At 73.8% G+C, this 19,399-nt stretch carries 18 protein-coding genes and 1 pseudogene; 13 read left to right on the top strand and 6 right to left on the bottom strand.

The window, feature by feature from the left end; all coding sequences use genetic code 11:
- Positions 1–60: 60 nt before the first annotated feature.
- On the bottom strand, positions 61–2,040 hold the full coding sequence (locus tag ACWGKU_RS34760) for a heavy metal translocating P-type ATPase (RefSeq protein WP_452180548.1): 1,980 nt from the start codon (positions 2,038–2,040) through the stop codon (positions 61–63).
- Between the two features lie 107 nt (positions 2,041–2,147).
- Here ACWGKU_RS34760 and ACWGKU_RS34755 point away from each other — a divergent pair, with 107 nt between their 5' ends.
- Positions 2,148–2,552 (top strand): ArsR/SmtB family transcription factor, encoded by a 405-nt coding sequence (locus ACWGKU_RS34755; RefSeq protein ID WP_380352967.1) that lies wholly within the window; start codon positions 2,148–2,150, stop codon positions 2,550–2,552.
- Between the two features lie 56 nt (positions 2,553–2,608).
- On the opposite strand, the gene ACWGKU_RS34750 is transcribed toward ACWGKU_RS34755, so the two are convergent.
- On the bottom strand, positions 2,609–3,541 hold the full coding sequence (locus ACWGKU_RS34750; RefSeq protein WP_401055273.1) for a LysR family transcriptional regulator: 933 nt from the start codon (positions 3,539–3,541) through the stop codon (positions 2,609–2,611).
- Between the two features lie 130 nt (positions 3,542–3,671).
- Between ACWGKU_RS34750 and ACWGKU_RS34745 the strand changes: the two genes are divergently transcribed.
- The 6 genes from ACWGKU_RS34745 (at position 3,672) to ACWGKU_RS34720 (ending at position 8,685) form a co-directional block, all read left to right on the top strand.
- Positions 3,672–4,397 carry an SDR family oxidoreductase gene (locus tag ACWGKU_RS34745; protein WP_452180547.1) on the top strand — a complete coding sequence of 242 codons (726 nt, stop codon included), beginning with the start codon at positions 3,672–3,674 and terminating at the stop codon, positions 4,395–4,397.
- A 130-nt stretch (positions 4,398–4,527) separates the two neighbouring features.
- Positions 4,528–5,136, top strand: coding sequence for an ester cyclase (locus ACWGKU_RS34740; RefSeq protein ID WP_452180546.1), 609 nt, complete (start codon positions 4,528–4,530; stop codon positions 5,134–5,136).
- A 335-nt stretch (positions 5,137–5,471) separates the two neighbouring features.
- Positions 5,472–5,909, top strand: a complete 438-nt coding sequence (locus ACWGKU_RS34735) for a universal stress protein (protein ID WP_452180545.1) — start codon at positions 5,472–5,474, stop codon at positions 5,907–5,909.
- Between the two features lie 20 nt (positions 5,910–5,929).
- Positions 5,930–6,766, top strand: coding sequence for an alpha/beta fold hydrolase (locus tag ACWGKU_RS34730; RefSeq protein ID WP_452180551.1), 837 nt, complete (start codon positions 5,930–5,932; stop codon positions 6,764–6,766).
- A 284-nt stretch (positions 6,767–7,050) separates the two neighbouring features.
- Positions 7,051–7,524 carry a nucleoside deaminase gene (locus ACWGKU_RS34725; RefSeq protein ID WP_380553917.1) on the top strand — a complete coding sequence of 158 codons (474 nt, stop codon included), beginning with the start codon at positions 7,051–7,053 and terminating at the stop codon, positions 7,522–7,524.
- A 120-nt stretch (positions 7,525–7,644) separates the two neighbouring features.
- The gene (locus tag ACWGKU_RS34720) at positions 7,645–8,685 is read left to right on the top strand and encodes a zinc-binding alcohol dehydrogenase family protein (protein ID WP_452180544.1); all 1,041 of its coding nucleotides are present in this window, start codon (positions 7,645–7,647) and stop codon (positions 8,683–8,685) included.
- Between the two features lie 182 nt (positions 8,686–8,867).
- On the opposite strand, the gene ACWGKU_RS34715 is transcribed toward ACWGKU_RS34720, so the two are convergent.
- Complete coding sequence (locus tag ACWGKU_RS34715; protein WP_452180550.1) at positions 8,868–10,658, bottom strand: S8 family peptidase; 1,791 nt, start codon at positions 10,656–10,658, stop codon at positions 8,868–8,870.
- Between the two features lie 332 nt (positions 10,659–10,990).
- Positions 10,991–11,290 (bottom strand): hypothetical protein, encoded by a 300-nt coding sequence (locus ACWGKU_RS34710; protein ID WP_452180543.1) that lies wholly within the window; start codon positions 11,288–11,290, stop codon positions 10,991–10,993.
- A gap of 324 nt (positions 11,291–11,614) precedes the next feature.
- Between ACWGKU_RS34710 and ACWGKU_RS34705 the strand changes: the two genes are divergently transcribed.
- Positions 11,615–12,979: a serine hydrolase domain-containing protein gene (locus tag ACWGKU_RS34705; RefSeq protein ID WP_452180542.1), complete on the top strand. Its 1,365-nt coding sequence runs from the start codon at positions 11,615–11,617 to the stop codon at positions 12,977–12,979.
- A 138-nt stretch (positions 12,980–13,117) separates the two neighbouring features.
- Here ACWGKU_RS34705 and ACWGKU_RS34700 read toward each other — a convergent pair.
- Positions 13,118–13,291 (bottom strand): annotated as a pseudogene (locus ACWGKU_RS34700) (transcriptional regulator); the annotation flags it as partial.
- 130 nt (positions 13,292–13,421) lie between these two features.
- Between ACWGKU_RS34700 and ACWGKU_RS34695 the strand changes: the two are divergent.
- The 4 genes from ACWGKU_RS34695 to ACWGKU_RS34680 all read left to right on the top strand — a co-directional run bounded on the left by ACWGKU_RS34695 (position 13,422) and on the right by ACWGKU_RS34680 (position 17,614).
- Positions 13,422–14,966: an MFS transporter gene (locus tag ACWGKU_RS34695; RefSeq protein WP_452180549.1), complete on the top strand. Its 1,545-nt coding sequence runs from the start codon at positions 13,422–13,424 to the stop codon at positions 14,964–14,966.
- A gap of 141 nt (positions 14,967–15,107) precedes the next feature.
- Positions 15,108–15,497: an SCO5389 family protein gene (locus ACWGKU_RS34690; protein ID WP_452180541.1), complete on the top strand. Its 390-nt coding sequence runs from the start codon at positions 15,108–15,110 to the stop codon at positions 15,495–15,497.
- Positions 15,498–15,741: 244 nt separating this feature from the next.
- A complete protein-coding gene (locus ACWGKU_RS34685; RefSeq protein ID WP_452180540.1) occupies positions 15,742–16,785 on the top strand; it encodes an LLM class flavin-dependent oxidoreductase in 1,044 nt (347 codons plus the stop codon).
- A gap of 187 nt (positions 16,786–16,972) precedes the next feature.
- Entirely contained in the window at positions 16,973–17,614 is a 642-nt protein-coding gene (locus ACWGKU_RS34680; protein WP_452191699.1) for a hypothetical protein, read from the top strand.
- 1 nt (position 17,615) lies between these two features.
- On the opposite strand, the gene ACWGKU_RS34675 is transcribed toward ACWGKU_RS34680, so the two are convergent.
- Positions 17,616–18,092, bottom strand: coding sequence for a Uma2 family endonuclease (locus ACWGKU_RS34675; protein ID WP_452180274.1), 477 nt, complete (start codon positions 18,090–18,092; stop codon positions 17,616–17,618).
- Between the two features lie 111 nt (positions 18,093–18,203).
- On the opposite strand from ACWGKU_RS34675, the gene ACWGKU_RS34670 reads away from it, so the two are divergent.
- On the top strand, positions 18,204–19,220 hold the full coding sequence (locus ACWGKU_RS34670; RefSeq protein ID WP_452180275.1) for an NADP-dependent oxidoreductase: 1,017 nt from the start codon (positions 18,204–18,206) through the stop codon (positions 19,218–19,220).
- Positions 19,221–19,399 lie beyond the last annotated feature (179 nt).

Genomic DNA, 19,399 nt, shown 5'->3' with positions numbered 1-19,399 from the left:
GTCGGACCCCGCCCCCTCGCTGAAGTTCCGTGCAGAACCGTTCAGTCGAACACCTTCCCGCTATCCCCGGGCCCCGCTCCAGGCGCTCTCGCGCAGCAGCCGCAGGCCGTTGAGGCCGACGATGACGGTCGAGCCCTCGTGGCCGAGCACACCCAGCGGCAGCGGGAGGGTGGCGACCAGGTCCCAGACCACCAGGACGGTGATGAACGCCGAGGCGATCACCAGGTTCTGCACCACGAAGGAGCGGGCCCGCCGGGAGAGCGCCACCACGGCCGGGACGGTGGCGAGTTCGTCGCGGACGATCACCGCGTCGGCGGTCTCCAGGGCGAGGTCGGAGCCGGCCCGGCCCATCGCGAGGCCGGTGTGGGCGGCGGCCAGCGCGGGCGCGTCGTTGACGCCGTCGCCGATCACCAGCACCTTGCGTCCGGCCGCCTCCCGCTCCCGGACGGCGGCGACCTTGTCCTGCGGCAGCAGTCCGGCCCGGACGTCGGTGATGCCGACCTCGGCGGCCAAGTGGGCGGCGGCGCGCGGGTTGTCGCCGGTGAGCAGCATCGGCGCGGTGCCGGTCATCGCCTTGAGGGACGCGACGGTGGCGGCGGCGTCCGGGCGCAGCCGGTCGGCGAGGCCGAGCACGCCGACCGGTACGCCGTCCGCCTCGACCAGGACGGCGGTGCGCCCGCCCTCCTCCAACTCCGCGGCCAGCGCGGCGGCTTCGACGGAGGCCGCGTCGGTGCGCCCCAGGATCAGCCGGGCCGGCGCGCCGACCGCGAGGACCCGGCCGTCGACGGTGGCGGTGACCCCGACGCCGGGGGTGGAGGTGAAGTCCTCGGCGACGGCCGGGGTCAGGCCGCGGGTGCGGGCGGCGTCGACGACGGCGCGGGCCAGCGGGTGCTCGCTGGGGTGCTCGGCCGCGGCCGCCAGCGCCAGCAGCCGTTCCTCGGAGAGGCCGGAGCCGGTGAGCGGCCGGAGGTCGGTGAGGCGCGGAGTGCCCTCGGTGAGGGTGCCGGTCTTGTCCAGTGCGACGGCGTCGACCTGGCCCAGACGCTCCATCACGACGGCGGACTTGATCAGGACGCCGTGCCGTCCGGCGTTGGCGATGGCGGAGAGCAGGGGCGGCATGGTGGCCAGCACCACCGCGCACGGGGAGGCGACGATCATGAAGGTCATCGCGCGCAGCAGGGAGCCGGTGAAGGCCGCGCCGAAGGCCAGCGGGACCGCGAAGACCGCGAGGGTGGCGGCCACCATGCCGAGCGAGTAGCGCTGCTCGACCTTCTCGATGAACAGCTGGGTGGGTGCCTTGGTCCCGGAGGCCTCCTCGACCAGCTGGACGATCCGGGCGATCACGGTGTCCGAGGCGTCCCGCTCGACCCGCAGCCGCAGCGCCCCGGTGCCGTTGAGGGTCCCGGCGAACACCTCGTCGCCGGTCTCCTTGACGACGGGCAGCGGCTCGCCGGTGATGGTGGCCTGGTCCACCTCGCTCGCGCCGTCGAGCACCCGCCCGTCGGCGCCGATCCGCTCACCGGGCCGCACCAGCACGGTGTCGCCGACGGCGAGCTCCTCGGTGGGCACGGTCTCCTCGCCGCCGTCGGGCAGCAGCCGGGTGGCGGTGGCCGGGGCGAGGTCGAGCAGTCCGCGCACCGAGTCGGCGGTGCGGGCGGTGGCCAGCGCCTCCAGGGCGCCGGAGGTGGCGAAGATGACGATCAGCAGCGCGCCGTCCATGACCTGCCCGACGGCGGCGGCGCCGAGCGCGGCCACGATCATCAGCAGGTCGACGTCGAGGGTCTTCTCCCGCAGCGCCTGGAGCCCGGCCCAGGCGGGCTCCCAGCCGCCGGTGGCGTACGCGAGGGCGTACAGCGGGCCCCAGGCCCAGGCGGGGGCGCCGGTCAGCTGGAGCGGCAGGGCGATCAGGAAGAGCGCCGTCGCGGCGGCGGCCCAGCGGGCCTCGGGCAGCGACAGCACCCGGGTGCGCCGTCCGGGTGCGGTGTCCGGGCGTGGCGCGGCCGGGGGCGCGGAACGCCCGGTCAGGGTGGTGGTGGACATGGCGGGGGGACCCTTCGGGCAGGCCTGGGCAGGGCGGGGCCGTTGACTCGTTCACGATACATGAACATATGAAGGCTCGTTCATCTATGAGTTGTAGGATGGCCCGCATGGGTCATGGAGCCACCCCCGCCACCGCCGTCCCGCACACGCGCCTGGACGCGACCAGCGCTGCCCGGGTGGCCACCACCCTGCAAGCCCTCGCCACGCCCTCCCGGCTGCTGATCCTCTCCCGGCTGCGCGAGGGCCCCTGCGCGGCCACCGAACTCGCCGCCGAGGTCGGCCTGGAGCAGTCCGCCTGCTCCCACCAGCTGCGCCTGCTGCGCAACCTCGGCCTGGTCATCGGCCGCCGCAACGGCCGACAGGTCGTCTACGCGCTCTACGACAACCACGTCGCCGCACTGCTCGACCAGGCCGTCTACCACATCGAGCACCTGCGCCTGGGCCTCAGCGACGCCGTCGACCCGCAGGACGCGGACGACGAGCACGAGCCGGTCGGCGGCGCCGCGCGCTGACGCGCCACAGCGCCCGATCGGAGCTCGGGCGCGCGTTCCACCGCCGGGGTCGGGCCTCAGGTGAGCGCCCCGTCGGCCTCGGCCGACCGGCCGGAGACCACGGGGTCGACCCGGGCCTGACGGGCCAGCAGGTCGGCGAAGGCCACGGTGAGCGGATCGGGGCGGGTGCGGGTGTAGGCGGTGAGGATGCGCAGGACCGGCGGGTCCGGGCGCAGCAGGGCGCCCTCGAAGTGGGCCGGGACGATGTTGGCGGGCACCAGGGCGGGGCCGAGCCCGGCCGCGGCCAGCAGCGGGGCGGCCGAGGTCTGTTCGGCACGGATCGCCGCCCGGGGGTGGAAGCCCGCCCGGGCGCAGACCTGGTCGAGCAGGTCGGCGAGGCCGTTGTCGGGGGCGTAGTGGACCCAGTCGCGGTCGGCGAGTTCGGTGAGGGCGACGGTCCCGGCGGGGCGGTCGGCCAGCGGGTCGTCGGCGGGCAGGACGACGGTGAACTCCTCGACGCCGAGCTCCCGGATCGGCCCCTCCCAGCCGCTCGGCGCCGGGCCGATGGCGAGGTCGGCGCGGCCCGCGGCCATGGCCTCCCGGAGCGCGTCGGTGTGGGGGTACTCGCGCAGCCGGATCCGCACGCCGGGGTGACGGCGGCGCCACTCCCGCAGCACGGGCGGCAGGATGCCGAGGCTGACGGAGTAGACGACGGCGACCTCCAGTTCGCCCTCCTCCAGGCCGGCCGAGCGGCGGGCCGCAGCCTGCAGCCGCTCGGCCTCGGCGAGTGCGGCGCGGGCGTGCGGCAGGACCGCCCGGCCCATCGGGGTGAGCCGCACCGAGCGCGGCAGGCGCTCCAGCAGCGGGCCGCCGAGGGCGCCCTCCAGGGCGCGGATCTGGTGGGACAGCGCGGGCTGGGTGACGTGCAGCTGTTCGGCCGCACGGGTGAACGATCCGGTGTCGACCACGGTCGCCAGGTATTCGAGCTGTCTGAGCGTCGGCGTTGCCATGAACAGATTTTATCGCCGAGGTAGAAAACAAGCCTTGGACTCATCAGTGCTGGTCGGGAGAGGGTCGTGGTGCGGCCGCCGCGGGAAGCAGCGGGCGGCCGGTTCCCCGATCATCCGAAGGAGTTCCACCATGTCCGACACCACCTCCCTCCAGGGGCAGCGGCTCGTCGTGGTCGGTGCCGGTTCGCGCACCGGGCGGGCCGTCGCCAAGTCCGCCTCGGCGGCCGGCGCCTCCCTGGTGCTGGCCGGCCCCGACCCGCGCAAGCTGGAGTGGACGGCCGGCGAGCTGTCCGGACCGTCCGAGGTGATCGCCCTGGACATCGCCGACGAGGCGTCGATCGCCGCCTTCGCCGCCCGGGCAGGCCGCTTCGACCACCTGGTCTCGACCGCCGCGATGCCGGCCAACGGCCCGCTGCGGGAACTCGAAGCGGCCGACGTGCAGCGGGCGTTCGCGGCGAAGGTGATCGGCCCGCTGCTGCTGGCCAAGCACCTGGTCGGTCAGGTCTCCGAGAGCGGTTCGTTCACCTTCTTCTCCGGTGTGGCCGCGTGGCGCCCGGCGCCCGCGCGCACGGTGATGGCCACCACCAACGGCGCGCTGGCCTTCCTGGTGCAGGCGCTGGCGGTGGAGATCGCGCCGGTCCGGGTCAACGCCGTCTCCCCCGGCATCGTCGACACCGGCTCCTGGGACGGCCTGGGCGCCGACAAGGACGCGTTCCTGCGCGGGGTCGCCGAGCGCAACCCGGCCCGGCGCGTCGGCACCCCGGAGGACCTGGTCAAGGCCGTCCGCTACGCCATCGACAACCCGTACGTCACCGGCACGGTGCTGCACGTCGACGGCGGCGGCCGACTCGCCTGACCCGCCGGGCTGCCGGGCCCGCTCCGGCGGCATGGTTCCCCCACCCCGGCCGGTCGGGCTTCCGACCGGCCGACCACCCCCGCACGCCCCGAACCGCCGGCGTGCCCCCCCGAACCGAGGAGCTGTTCCCATGCGCTCGCGCACCCCGATCCGTACCGCCGCCGTCCTCGCGGCGGTGGCCGGCCTGGCGGGCGGCACCGCCGCGGCCGCCCCCGTCCACGACAGCGGCCACCACGACTCCGCACGCGACTGGCCGCAGCGCCTGATCGACCGTTCGCCCGGCCTCGTCCAGCCGAAGGCGCTCACCGCGGACCGCTCGATCGGCGCCCGGCGCGCCGCCCAGGAGGTCCACCTGGCCCAGCAGTTGTACACGTTCTGGAACACCGGGCAGCAGCGCTACCTGGACGCGGCGATCAGCCCGCAGTTCCGGGACAACACGCTGCCGCCGGGCCGCCCGCAGGGCCCCGCCGGGCCGGCCTTCGCCTCGACGAACTTCCGCGCCGCGGTGCCGGACCTGACCTGCGAGCTGTCCGACCTCCTGATCAGCGGTGACAGGATCACCGCCCGACTGGTCTTCCGCGGCCACTTCACCGGCACCTTCGACGGCGTGCGGGGGCAGGGCCAGAACATCGAGTTCAACGCCATCGACATCCAGCACGTCGGGACCGACCAGATCACCGAGGACTGGCACATCGAGGACAACGCGACCCTGCTGGCCCAGCTGGGCGTCCGGGCCTGAGGCCGTGCCGGGCCCACGCGGCCCTGCGGGCGGTAGCCGGGCGAAGGCCGTCACCACGTCGGTGAACTCGACCTGCGGCTCGTCCGCCAGGAGTTCCGGGAAGCGCGCCAGCAGGTCGGTCACGCAGGAGGAGGCGACGTGGGCCTCGCGCGCCCGTCCTCCCCCGCTCTCACCACGGCCGCGCCCCGGTCACGGGCGCTCGGCGGCCACCGACGGTACCCGCCCGGCCGTCGGCCGTCACCCGGGTGCCGGGCCGTGGTGGCGGCGCCGCCCGGCGACCAGCACCGTGGTCGGGGGGCGACGATCCGCAGGACGGCCGGCCAGGGACGGTGCAGATGAACGCGAACGACTCCGCTCCCCGCGTCGTGGTCGGCGTCGACGGCTCGCCGTCGTCGTACGCCGCGCTGCGCTGGGCGGCCCGGCACGCCACGCTGATCGGCGGCGTGGTGGACGCGGTCGGCGCCTGGGAACCCCCCAGCCACTTCGGCTGGTCGGCGCCCGTGGTCGACAGCACCTTCGACCGGGAGCTGGCCGAACGGCGGTTCGCCGAGGAACTGCACACCGTGCTCGGCGAGGACTCCCGGGTGCGGGTCCGCCAGACGATGGTCATGGGCGACCCCTCCGACGTCCTCCTGGACGCGGCCCGGGGCGCCGAGCTGCTGGTGGTCGGCAGCCACGGCCGCGGCGGCTTCACCCGCACCCTGCTCGGCTCGGTGAGCACCCACTGCGCGCAGCACGCCGCCTGCCCCGTGGTCATCGTCCGGGCCCCATGACGAGAGGAACACCGGACACCATGCCGTACATCACCGTCGGCCAGGAGAACTCCACCCCCATCGACCTCTACTACGAGGACCACGGCTCCGGGCAGCCGGTCGTCCTCATCCACGGGTTCCCACTCGACGGGCACTCCTGGGAGCGGCAGAGCGCCGCGCTGCTGGACGCCGGCCACCGGGTGATCACCTACGACCGGCGCGGCTTCGGACAGTCCTCCCAGCCCACCACCGGCTACGACTACGACACCTTCGCCGCCGACCTCCACACCGTGCTGGAGACCCTCGACCTGCGGGACGCCGTGCTGGTCGGCTTCTCGATGGGCACCGGGGAGGTCGCCCGCTACCTGTCCCGGTACGGCTCCGGCCGCATCGCCAAGGCCGCCTTCCTGGGCTCCCTGGAGCCCTGCCTGCTGAAGACCGACGACAACCCGGAGGGGGCCGGTCCGAAGGACTTCTTCGACGGGATCGTCGCCGCCGTGAAGGCCGACCGCTACGCCTACTACACCGCCTTCTACCGGGACTTCTACAACCTCGACGAGAACCTCGGGAGCAGGATCAGCGCGGAGGCCGTCCGCAACAGCTGGAACGTCGCGGCGAGCGGCGGCTTCTTCGCCGCCGCCGCGGCGCCGTCCACCTGGTACACGGACTTCCGGGCCGACATCCCGCGCATCGACGTGCCGGCCCTGATCCTGCACGGGACCGCCGACCGCATCCTGCCGATCGACAGCACCGGGCGCCCCTTCCACCGGGCGCTGCCCTCCGCCGAGTACGTGGAGGTCGAGGGCGCGCCGCACGGCCTGCTCTGGACCCATGCCGAGGAGGTCAACGCGGCGCTGCTCGCCTTCCTGGCGAAGTAGTGGCACCGCACGCACGCACCGCCGGTGCGACCGTCCGAGGCAGCGCCCGCCGGGGCGTCGGGGGCGGGCCGTGGAGGCCGACAGAGCCGGTTGTCGTGCGCGCGGCCCTCCTGTCACGCATCCGCTGCCTGGTGGCGGCCGAGGACGCCGACGAGATCCGCACTCCGGACGGGGGCGGCTACGGTGGCTGACGCCATCCGCCCTTCTGCGCCCCGCCCTTGTCCGCCGTACGCCCTGGCCCTGCCCCTGTCACCCCGTCCGGTCCGCCCCCGAGGAGTACGCCGATGACCGACCTCACCCGCCCGCACCTGCTCGCGGCCATCGAACTCGCCGCCTCCGCCCGCGCCCACGGCAACCACCCCTTCGGCGCGCTGCTGACCGACGCGTCCGGAGGCGTCCTGCTCACGGCCGAGAACACCGTGCTGACCGACCACGACGTCACGGCGCACGCGGAGACCAACCTGGTCCGCCAGGCCTGCCGCACCCTGGCCCCGCACCAGCTCTCCGCGACCGTCCTGTACAGCAGCACCGAGCCGTGCGCGATGTGCGCCGGCGCGATCCACTGGAGCGGCATCCGGAAGGTCGTCTACGCGCTCGCCGCCACCGAGCTGAACGCCATCGCGGGAGTGGACCCGGACGAGCCGGTGCTCGACCTGCCCTGCCGCCAGGTCTTCGCAGCCGGCGGCGGCACCGTGGAGGTCTCCGGCCCGCACCTCTTCGAGGAGGCCACCGCCGTGCACACGGGGTACTGGGGCTGACCGGATCGCCACCCTCCCCGGAGGGCTTCTCCGCCGTCGAGCACGCGGTGGCCGCCGCGGAGCGGGAAACTTGACCCCGGGCGCGCACCGACCCCGCAGGCCGAGCGGCAGGAGACGGCGATGAGCAGCACGCGACCCCTACCGGCGGAGACCTGGGCCTGGGCGGTGGAGCGCCCCGGGCCGGTCGGCGGGCCGGGGCCGGGCCCACTGGTCCGGGAGCGGCGGCCGCTGGGCGCGCCCGGCCCGCAGGAGGTCCTGGTCGAGGTGGAGGCCTGCGGGGTGTGCCGCACCGACCTGCACCTCGCGGAGGGGGACCTCTCCCCCAGGCTGGCCCGGTGCACGCCCGGGCACGAGGTGGTCGGGCGCGTGCTGGCGGCGGGGGCCGGGGTCGAGGGCTTCGCCGTCGGGGACCGGACCGGGGTGGCCTGGCTGGCCCGGACCTGCGGCAGCTGCGGGTACTGCCGCAGCGGGCGGGAGAACCTCTGCCCCGCGTCGCGCTACACCGGCTGGGACCGGCACGGCGGCTACGCCGGACACCTCACCGCGGACGCCCGCTTCGCCTACCGGCTGCCCGAGGGCCCGCCCGCCGAGGAGCTGGCCCCGCTGCTGTGCGCCGGGATCATCGGCTACCGGGCCCTGGAACGGGCCGAACTCCCGGCGGGCGGGCTGCTCGGCATCTACGGCTTCGGCGCGTCCGCGCACCTGACCGCCCAGATCGCCCTCGCCCGGGGCGCCCGGGTGGCCGTGTTCACCCGGGCCGCGGCGGCCCGCCGGCTGGCGCTGGACCTCGGCGCCGTCTTCGCCGGCGACTCCTACGACCCGCCCCCGCAACCGCTGGACGCCGCCATCCTGTTCGCACCGGTCGGCGAACTCGTGCCCGTCGCCCTCACCGCGCTGGACCGCGGCGGCACGCTCGCCGTGGCCGGCATCCACCTCACCGACATCCCGGAGCTGAACTACCGGCGACACCTCTTCCAGGAACGCACCCTGCGCAGCGTCACCGCCAACACCCGCGCCGACGGGCTGGCCTTCCTGGCCGAGGCGGCCCGCACCCGCCCGGTGGTCCACGTCAGCCGCTACCCCCTGCGCCGTGCCGACGCGGCGCTCGCGGACCTCGCCGCGGACCGCGTGACGGGCGTCGCGGTACTCGTCCCGGAGTAGCCCGACGCGGGCCTCCGCCCGCCCGGTCGGTGCCTGCGACAGCCGCCGTACCCGGCGAAGGCCCGGGCAGCCACGGGATCGCCGGGCACGCCGCCCCGGTGGTGGTCGGCGTCCCGCACGCGATCCGGCCGCCCGACGCGCTCGGGCGTCGGGCGGCCGGGGGAACGGCGGGGTCAGGAGGTTCAGAAGGTGAGGTTCCAGGCGTCGATCGTGCCGGTGTCGCCGGAGGCGCCGTCCTTCACCCGGAGCTTCCAGGTGCCGTTCGCCGCACTCGCGGCGGCGTTGACGGTGTAGGTCTTGGCGACGTTGTCGGTGCTGTCGCTGTTCGGGAAGTCCTCCAGGAGGTAGACCGTGCCGTCGGGCGCGACCAGGGAGAGGACGAGGTCGCCGCGGTAGGTGTGCTTGATGTCCACGCCGACCTTGAGCGCCGCCGGGGCGTTGCCGCTGACGCCGGTGACGGTGATCGGGCTCTCCACCGTGGTGTTGTCGGGGATCGCCACGTCGGCGGTGTTCTCGACGTACGTGCCGGTGGGCGGGGTGGCACCGCCGACCGCCTTCAGCGCGTCGACCTGGCCCTCGCCGAAGAAGCCGTTGACGGCGGTGGTGCCGGTGCAGCGGCTGTCGGAGGCGGGGCAGGCCAGGTCGTTGGCCTGGCTCGCCAGCCGGGCCCGGATGTCCGCCGGGGTGAGCGACGGGTTGGTGCTCGCGATCAGCGCGGCCACCCCGGTGACGTGCGGGGAGGCCATCGAGGTGCCGCTCTTGGTGCCGTACTTGCCGCCGGGCAGGGTCGAGTAGACGCCGGTGGCGCCGTCGCCGCCGGGCGCCGCGACGTCGATGACGCCCCGGCCGAAGTTGGAGTAGGAGGCCTTGCCGCTGCCGCTGCCCGTGGCAGCGACGGTCACCACGCCGGGGAGTTCGGTGGGGATGTCGAGGCAGGCGTTGCTGATGGTCCGGGTGACCTTGGTGGAGTCGTTCGGGCTCTCGCTGTCGGTGGTCTTGTTGGCCAGGTCGTAGTTGGAGTTGCCGGCCGCCGCGACCTGCAGCGAGCCCTTGCCCTCGGCGTACTCCTGGGCGCGCTTGACGCCCTCGATGATGGCCGCCTGGTCGAGGTCGTTCGGGCAGTTGAACTGCCAGGGGTCGGTGTAGTAGCTGTTGTTGGTGACCTTGAAGCCGTGGTCGCCGGCCCAGACGAAGCCGCAGACGGTGTTCTCGGCGTAGAAGAGGGTGCTGGTCGGCTCGGCGATCCGGACCGAGGCGATCTTCACGCCCGGTGCGACGCCGATGACGCCCTTGCCGTTCTTCGCGGCCGCGATGGTGCCGGCGACGTGGGTGCCGTGGGTGTCCACGTCGCGCCAGGCGCCGGTACGGGTGTCGGGCTTGCCGTAGGCGCAGGAGGCCGAGTCGGCGGCGTCGAAGTTCGGTGCGAGGTCCTGGTGCTGGTCGTCCACGCCGGTGTCGAGCACGCCGACCTTGACGGACGGGGAGCCGGTGGTGACGTTCCAGGCCTGGTCGGCCTTGATCTGGGTCATGTCCCAGCGGTTGGACTCGGTGAGCGTGGTGGCCGCCTGGGCGGGGTTGGCGGGCAGGGCCGGGTTGTACGCGTCGGCGGGCACGTCGGAGGTGCGGGTCGCGCCGACCTGCTGGATGCCGGTGACGGTCCGCAGCTCGGCGGCGAAGCCGGCGCTGGTGGAGTGGGCGACGATGACGCCGATCGCGTCGTAACTCGCGAAGACCGTACCGCCCTTGGCGGCGACGGCGGTCTTGGCGGCGGCGATGTCGGCGGGGGCGCTGATCACCAGGTAGGCGCGGGTGCCGGCGGCCCAGCCGGCCGCGGTGCCCGCGGCGGCGGGGGCCTGGGCGGCGGGGGCCTGGGCGGCGGGCGCGGAGACGGCACCGGGGACGGTGGGGGTGGTGGTCGTGGTGGCGGCGGTCGCGAACGCGGTGGGGGTGGCGAGCGCCATGGCCGAGAGCACGGCGAGGGCTGCGGCCGGGCGGCCGAGCCGCCGGGATATCAGGGGTGACACGTGTCCTCCTAATCGGCCCGTGCGTGAGGGGGATCGCACAGGAATTGAAGGAAACATGCCAGATTGGGCAGGAGTTGGGGAAGACTTTACGCCCGACGACTTCTCACGGAGACGTTACGTTTTGATGTCGCGGGGTCCGCGGCGCCCCAGGTGGGGTGCGCACGGCCGACTGCAGGGCACCCGGCGGGGCCTCCCTCGCGGTGGGTCCGGCGGGGCCGATGAACGGCCGGGCGGCGTCCGTCAGTTCACGAAGCACTTCCGCATCGTGGCGCCCACAGGGCTCACCGGCGATGAAAATAGACCCTGAACTCCAAGCCGTACAGCCGCCCTCGGACCTTCGTCCTGATCCAGAGCGAGAACAGGTCCGCGTCGCCGTGGCTGGAGCGGTTCTCAGTACGGACACGCCGACTCAGATACTCGAACGACAGCATCTCCCGATCGACCAACAGGCCGGGGATCCGTTCGACCGAACCGTGCAGCAGATAGAGACACATCAGGTCCACCGGATGTGTGTCGTGTGCCAGCCGCGTAAGGAATCCATCGGAAAAACTGTCCCGCAAAGGTGTCTCCAGTCGTCCCACCCGCCCTGTCCCCGCATCCTGGGCACGGGGTGAATCCACGGCCTTCGGGACGGTTTTCGGCGCCGCTTCGAACCGGCCCGGCTCCTTCCCGGCCTCCCCGACCGGCGAGGCATGAGCTCGACGTCCCACGCCCCACGTCCCACGTCGCTGGTCGCTCGATCCGCCGAGGCCTCAGGGATCCCTCGGGGGCGGCCTTCGACCTGAGGTGGAGTTCCACGGGCGGGAAGATGGACCCCGGGGCGGACATGCCCCGGACCTGAGGCGGACGCCTCGCGTCGCGACCGCCTGGCACTGTGTCAACTGTCTTTGTTGAAACGGATGTTGATGGCATTCGTCGGTCGGATTCAGGAGGACGGCATGGCGGACGGGGCGGCGGATCCGAGGCTTCGGAGGATCGGATCGAAGGGTCGGCGGTGGCGGGGCACGGCCGGGCGGTCGGCGGTCGTCGTACTCGCCGGCGCGGGCCTGCTGGCGACCTCGGCTCCGGCCGCCGGCGCGACGGACGCCCCGGCGGCGCCCTACCGGGTGGCGGCGGGCGGGGCGCGTACAGCGGACGGGGCACGGAAAGCGGACGGGGCGGCCCTGGACGCGGTGGTCCGGGCCATGGTGCGGGAGGGCGGCGCAGCGGCGACGCTGGCCCGTGTCCGGGAGAACGGCTCCACGGCCTGGAAGGGTGCGGCCGGCGTGGCCGACCTGGCCACCGGCGCCCCCGCCGATCCGGACGGCCGGTTCCGGATCGGCAGCGTCACCAAGACCTTCGTCGCGACGGTGGTCCTCCAGCTCGTCGCGGAACACCGACTCGGCCTCGACGACTCCGTCGAGAGCCGCCTGCCGGGCGTGGTGCGGAACGGCGCCGGCATCACCGTGCGCCAACTGCTCAACCACACCAGCGGCATCCACGACTTCACCGAGGACCCGGCGTTCGACGCCGGCAACGAGGCGACGCTGCGGCAGTGGCTGGCGGGTGGGCGCTGGACGTCCTACCGACCGCAGCAGCTCGTGGACATCGCCGACAAGTACCCGCCGTACTTCGCCCCCGGACAGGGCTGGCACTACTCCAACACCGACTACGTGCTCGTCGGCATGATCATCGAGCGCCTCACCGGCCGCAGTTGGGCGCAGGAGGTGGACCGCCGCATCATCCGGCCGCTGGGTCTGACGGGCACCTCGATGCCCATCGACTCGCCCTTCATTCCCGGCTCGCACGCGCACGGCTACTACAAGCTCGCCACCGGCCCCGCCGACGTGACGCTGCTCAACCCGTCGATGGCATCCTCGGCCGGGGCGGGCATCTCCACCACCGCGGATCTCACCCGCTTCATCTCCGCCCTGCTCGGCGGGCAACTGCTCGGCCCGGCCGAACTCGCCGAGATGAAGCGCACCAGCGGCCCGGGCGAGGCCGTCGGCTACGGGCTCGGACTCCAGCGGATGACCACGCCCTGCGGCGAGTTCTGGGGACACAGCGGCGGCATCCCCGGCTACAACACCCTGCTGGTCGGCGAGGTCACCGGAAAGCGGCAGTTCGCCACCTCGATCAACCGGTACGACCTGTCCGACCCCGCCGCGATGCAGCGGACCTCCAACGACCTGTACTCCACGGGCACCTGCGGCGGCCGGCAGCCGGCCGCCTCGCCGTCGGCCCTCCCGTCCGCCGCCGCGACACCGCGGTCCACCGGACCGCTCACCTGATCCGAGCCCCGGATCCGCGCGCCCGCACGGCCACGGACGCGTGGATCACCTGGGTGTTCAGCAGCAGTCGCAGCCCGGCCGGCAGCCGCAGGCGTCCGACTCCCTGCCGGGCGGCGGGGTGAGCCCGGCGGGCGCGCAGCAGCGGCCCTTCTCGTCGGCCTCGGTGCGGGTGCGGTCGTCGGCGTCGGCGACCACGGCGGTGCGCAGGTCGTCCAGCGCGTGCCCGAGCCGCTCGTCGGCGAGCTCGTACCGGGTGCGGCGCCCCACCGGCACCGCCACCACGCGGCCGCAGTCGCGCAGGCACGCCAGGTGGCGACCGGGCAGCATGAGCATGTCCGTAATGAACGATTGTGTTCCCTATGCCCCGGGGATACCGTCGGTAGTGGTGAACGAATCCGCCCCCTGCCCGCCGTTCACCCTCGAACCCATTTGGGGGACCGCCATGGCCACCTCGCGCGCCCTGGCCGAGGCTTCGCCCGCGACCGCACGTCGGGGCCAGCACCCGGGGATCGCTCTCACCGTCATCGCGGCGACACAGCTGATGGTCGTCCTGGACATCACGATCGTGAACATCGCACTGCCGCACATCCAGTCGGCGCTGGGGTTCAACACCACCGAACTGTCCTGGGTGATCAACGCCTACACGCTCACCTTCGGCGGGCTGCTGCTGCTCGGCGGGCGGGCCGGCGACATCCTCGGGCGGCGGCGGGTGTTCATGGTCGGCGTGCTGGTGTTCAGCCTGGCCTCGCTGCTCGGCGGCGTCGCGCAGTCCTCGGCCTGGCTGCTGGCGGCCCGGGCGCTCCAGGGCCTGGGCGGCGCCATCGCCTCGCCGACCGCGCTGGCGCTGATCGCCACCAACTTCAAGGAGGGCCCGGAGCGCAACCGGGCCTTCGGGGTGTTCTCGGCCGTGGCCGGGGCCGGTGGCGCGATCGGGCTGATTCTCGGCGGCATGCTGACCTCCTGGCTGTCCTGGCGCTGGGTGTTCTTCGTCAATGTGCCGATCGGCATCGCGATCGCACTGCTGGCGCCGCTGTACATCAACGAGTCCGAGCGCCACCCCGGGCGTTTCGACCTGACCGGCGCCTTCACCGCCACGGCGGCCATGGTCTCGCTGGTGTACGGCTTCATCCGTGCCTCCGACCACGGCTGGACGGACCCCGTGACGCTGACCGCCTTCAGCCTCGCCGCCGCGCTGCTGGTCGCGTTCCTGTTCAACGAGCGGCGGGTGCCGCAGCCGATCACCCCGCTGCACCTGTTCCGCGACCGCAACCGCTCGGGCGCGTACGGGCTGATGCTCTGCGTGGCCGCGACGATGTTCAGCATCTTCTTCTTCATCACCCTGTTCGTGCAGGAGATCCTCGGCTTCAGCCCGCTGCGGGCCGGCTTCGCGTTCCTGCCGATCAGCGTGGCGATCATCGCCGCCGCCCAGTTCGCCGCCCGCAACCAGCTGCGCTGGGGCCCCAAGCCCTTCCTGGTGACCGGCTCGCTGCTGGTGCTGAGCGGGGTGGTCTGGGCGACGCAGATCGACATCGACAGCACCTACGTCGGCGGCATCCTCGGCCCGACCCTGCTGTTCGGCTTCGGCATGGGCTCGATCTTCGTCCCGGTGATGCTGACCGCCGTCTCCCACGTCGCCCCGCACGAGACCGGCGCGGCCACCGGCATGCTCAACACCACCCAGCAGGTGGGCGGCTCGCTCGGCCTGTCGATCCTGGTCACGGTGTTCGGCACGGCCAGCCGCAACGAGGCCCGGCAGCAGGCCGGGGCATTCCTGCGGCAGGCCACCCCGCAGCAGCTCGCCCAGTTCCGGGCCACCGGCCGGCTCCCGGCGCCGTACTCCTCGCAGGTGCTGGTGCACGGCATCGCCAGCGCGTTCCAGATGGGCCTGGTCTTCGCGGCACTGGCGGTGACGATCGCGGTGTTCGTCATCAAGGTCGGCCACCTGCCGGTGCCGCCGGCCGTCAGTCCTTCGGGGGGCGGCGCTTGACAGGGCGTCGGGGTGACCGGGAGAGTCTTTCTTGCAATGGTTTTCATCTTCGATAACCGGTGCGGGTGAGCGCTGCCCGTTCCGCCGGTCACCGCCGCCCGCCACCGGTCGAAGCCCACGCATCCCCGAAAGAGGACCTCCATGTCGCTCGACGTCTCCCCCGCCCTCCTCGCCCAGGCCCACCAGGGCCGCGTGGACGAGGCCGACTTCCTCGACACCGTCCGCACCTCCCTCCCGTACGCCTACCAGGTCGTGTCCGGGCTCAGCACCGAACTCGCCACCGGCCAGGAGGAGTTCACCACCGACAACACCACGCCCAGCGACGAGCAGCGCGCCCAGCTGCTGCGCGCGCTCGCCAGCAACGCGATCCGGGGCAGCCTGGAGAGCCACTTCGGGGTGAAGCTCGCCTTCGTCAACTGCCACCGCGTCGGCGCCTTCCGCCCCGGCGCCGAGGACGGCGCGGCGTACCGCGAGTTCACCTCGCTGCACAACCAGATCCGCAACCAGAGCCCGGAGCTGCGCAGCTGCTGACAGCCCCCGGAGGCGGCCAGGACGCGACCCGAGCACAGCCCGGGCGCGACCCGGATCGCGGCGGCTCCCACCCTGCCCACCGGGGTGGGAGCCGCCGCACGTGACACCCGCGTTGCGCCGTGTTGCGGGCCGGTGACCGGATCGTGCGTCGATCTTGTCGGACGGCGCGGCGGCCGCTTACGTTCGAAACGCACCATCTCGACCGGCCCTCACCCGGCCGCCCCTCACCCCCGCGGAGCCCACCATGTCGCCGACCCCTCGCCCGCTGCGGAAACTCGGCTTCCTGACCATCGGGCTCTTCGACGAGGCGGACCCCCGCCGCGGCCACGAGTCCACCCTCGACCTCATCGCCCTCGGCGAGCGGCTCGGCTTCGACAGCGCCTGGCTGCGCCACCGCCACCTCCAGTACGGCATCTCCTCCCCGATCGCCGTCCTCGCCGCCGCCACCCAGCGCACCAGCCGCATCCAGCTCGGCACCGCCGTCACCCCGCTCGGCTGGGAGAACCCGCTGCGGCTCGCCGAGGACCTGGCCACCGTGGACGTGCTCTCCGGCGGCCGGCTCAACCCCGGCTTCAGCGTCGGCCCGCCCACCCACTACGAGCAGGTGCGCGGCACGCTCTACCCGGACACCGGCGAGCAGGAGGACTTCAGCCCCCGGCGCGCCGAACGGCTGCTCGCCCTGGTCCGCGGCGAGGACGCCTCCGACTTCGCCGGCACCGAGGGCATCGAGGTGTACTCCCGCCGCGTCCAGCCGCACTCCCCCGGCCTGGCGTCCCGGCTCTGGTACGGCGCCGGCAGCCTGCGCTCGGCCCGCTGGGCCGGCGAGCAGGGGCTCAACCTGCTCACCAGCAGCGTGGTGAAGCCGGAGAGCGAGGAGGGCCCGCTCGACTTCGCCGCCATCCAGGCCGCCCAGATCCGCGCCTTCCGCGAGCGCCACCCCGACGGCGAGCGCGCCCGGGTCTCCCACGGCCTGGTGGTCATCCCCACCGACAGCGCCACCCCCGAGCAGCGCGCCAAGTACCGGGCCTACGCCCTCGCCCGCACCCCGCGCACCCTCGCCCCGCAGGGCCCGGCCCGGCTGCTGTTCGCCCCCGACCTGGTCGGGACGACCGAGGAACTCGTCGAACGGCTGCACGCCCACGCCGGCTACCGCGAGGTGGACGAGGTCGCCTTCGCCCTGCCGTTCACCTTCGAACACGAGGACTACGTACAGATCCTCACCGACCTGGCGACCCGGCTCGGGCCCGCCCTCGGCTGGCGTCCGCAGCCGACGCCCGCCGAGGGCTGACCCGCCCGGCCCTACCCCTGTCCCTGGCCCTGTCCCTGCCCCTGCCCCTGTCCCTGTCCCTGTCCCTGTCCGCAACAGGCGGACAGGCAGCGGGAGTCGGCCGCAACCACCGCGTCCGGCACGGCGTCCCAAGCCGGTACGGACGGACGGCCACCCCGGCCGGACGCCACCCCGGGGGGAGACCGCGATGGGGCCCTACCACGCCGCACCCGTACCGCCGCCGCCCGCCCTGCACCCCTGTCCGAACTGCGGGCTCACCGACCAGGTCCGCGGCGTCCCGGCCGTGTACCACACGGGGAGGACGCGGGTCACCACCCGGCCCTCGCAGGGGAGCGGCGACCATCGGACCCGCGAGGTCGTCTCCGACCTCGCCCGCGCCCTGGCACCCGTCCCGATCCGGGACCAGCCACCCGGCCGCGCGGCGACGGTGCTGGGCGCCGTCGCCCTCGTGATCGCCTTCTTCACCTTCTTCGCCGGGAACTTCGCCCGGCAGTTCGACGACGACGCGCCCGCCTTCGCCGCGCCGGTCCGGGACCACCACGCCTTCGAGATCCCCGTGGTGATCCCGGTGGTCGCCGTCATCGCCGGAACCGTCCTTCTCGTCACCGCGGCCGCGCTCCGCGCCTCCGCCGACCGCGAACTCGCCGGCCGGCCCCGGGCCGAACACCTCTGGGCCCAGGCCTGGTACTGCGCCCGCTGCGGCACCGCCCACTTCCCGCCCACCACCGGCGCGCCCACCGGCGTGCCGACGGCCGCCCTCAGCCTCCCGGAGTTCCGCCGCATCGTCTGGACGGCCGGCGGCTACGGCCACCTCGCGGGCCGGTACTGACTCAGAACTCGCTGGTGTCGAGGTCGAGTTCGAACGGCTCGGGCAGTCGCACCGGCACCCCGAACGGGTGCGGCCCCTCGACCCGGGTCCAGCCGAGCGCGCCGGGTTGGGAGAACAGCGTGCAGGCCCGCTCCTGCCGGTCCACCAGGAGGTAGAGCGGCGCACCGAACTGGGCGTAGCGCCGGCGCTTCACCGTCCGGTCGGTGTCGGCGCTGGAAGGCTCGGTCGCCTCGACCACCAGCAGCGTCCGATCGGGCGTCAACGCCCCGTCGTGTCCGGCCAGTTCGGTCGGCACGACGGCCAGGTCGGGCACGTAGCGGTCCGCCGTGCCCGGCAGGGCCAGATCGCCGGAACCGGAGCACAGGCCGCTCGGCCGCAGGACCGGGGCGAGCTGCTGCCGGAGCAGGTCGACGGTGCTCTGGTGCGCCCAGGAGTGCGTCACCGGGACGGTGGCCCCCTCGATGATCTCGGTCTCCACGGGGCGAAGCCTGGTCGCTCTCCAGCGATGTCCCGCTCTGGCCAATTGAACAAGCGCTTGCTTAGAATCGGGCGCGTTCAGCCGTCGAGCCCGAGCGCCCCAGGAGACGTCATGGCCGGAGCCACCGGAGTCAACCGTCAGATCCGCCTTGCCAGCCGGCCGCTCGGGGAGGTGCGTCCGGAGGACTGGACGCACGGGGAGGAGGCGGTGCCGGAGCCGGGCGAGGGCGAGTTCCTCGGGCGGACGCGGTACGTGTCGCTGGATCCGGCGATGCGGGGATGGCTGGACGACCGGCCGTCGTACCTGCCGCCGGTGGGACTGGGCGAGGTGATGCGGGCCGGCTCGGTGGTGGAGGTCGTGGCGTCGAACCACCCGGGGTTCCGGGTCGGGGACCACGTGGTCGGGGCCTTCGGGGTGCAGGAGTACGCGGTCTCGGACGGGAAGGGCGCGCTCACGGTCGATCCCGCGCTCGCGCCGCTGTCGACGTACCTGGGCGCCCTCGGGATCCCCGGGATGACGGCGTACTTCGGGCTGCTGGAGGTCGGGGCGCTGAAGGAGGGCGAGACCGTCGTCGTCTCCGGCGCCGCCGGGGCGGTCGGCAGCCTGGTCGGCCAGATCGCCAAGCTGAAGGGCTGCCGGGTGGTGGGCATCGCCGGCGGCCCGGAGAAGTGCGCGCTGCTCACCGGCGAGCTGGGCTTCGACGCCGCGATCGACTACCGCGCCGAGGACGTCCGCAAGGCCCTGCGCACCCACGCCCCGGACGGCATCGACGTCTACTTCGACAACGTCGGCGGCCCCGTCCTGGACGCCGCGCTGACCCGCCTGGCGATGCACGCCCGGGTGGTGGTCTGCGGCGCCATCAGCCAGTACAACAACGAGGGCGCCGTGCAGGGCCCGTCCAACTACCTGTCCCTGCTGGTGCGGCGGGCCCGGATGGAGGGCTTCGTGGTGTTCGACTACGCCCGCCGGTACCCGGAGGCCGCCGCCGAGCTCGCCGGCTGGATCGCGGGGGGCCGGATCAAGGTCAAGGAGCAGGTGGTGGAGGGCACCGTGGACGACTTCCCGGAGACCTTGGGGATGCTCTTCCGGGGCGAGAACACCGGCAAGCTGGTGCTGCGGCTCGTCTGACGCACGGACTCCCCGGGCGGCCGTCACCCCCGTACGGCCGCCCGGGGTCCCGGTCACGGGGCCCGGGATCGGGGCCCGGGCCCCGGGGTCGGACGCGGGGGCCGGGGGGGGGACACGGGCTGGCGGGTCAGAGGAGGCGCTTGATGTGGGCGGGCGGGCGGTAGGAGGCGGCGGTGGGG

The sequence above is a fragment of the Kitasatospora sp. NPDC054768 genome, from assembly GCF_053612025.1.
Note: the sequence above shows the minus strand (reverse complement) of the source record. Positions and strands in the feature narration are given on the sequence as shown.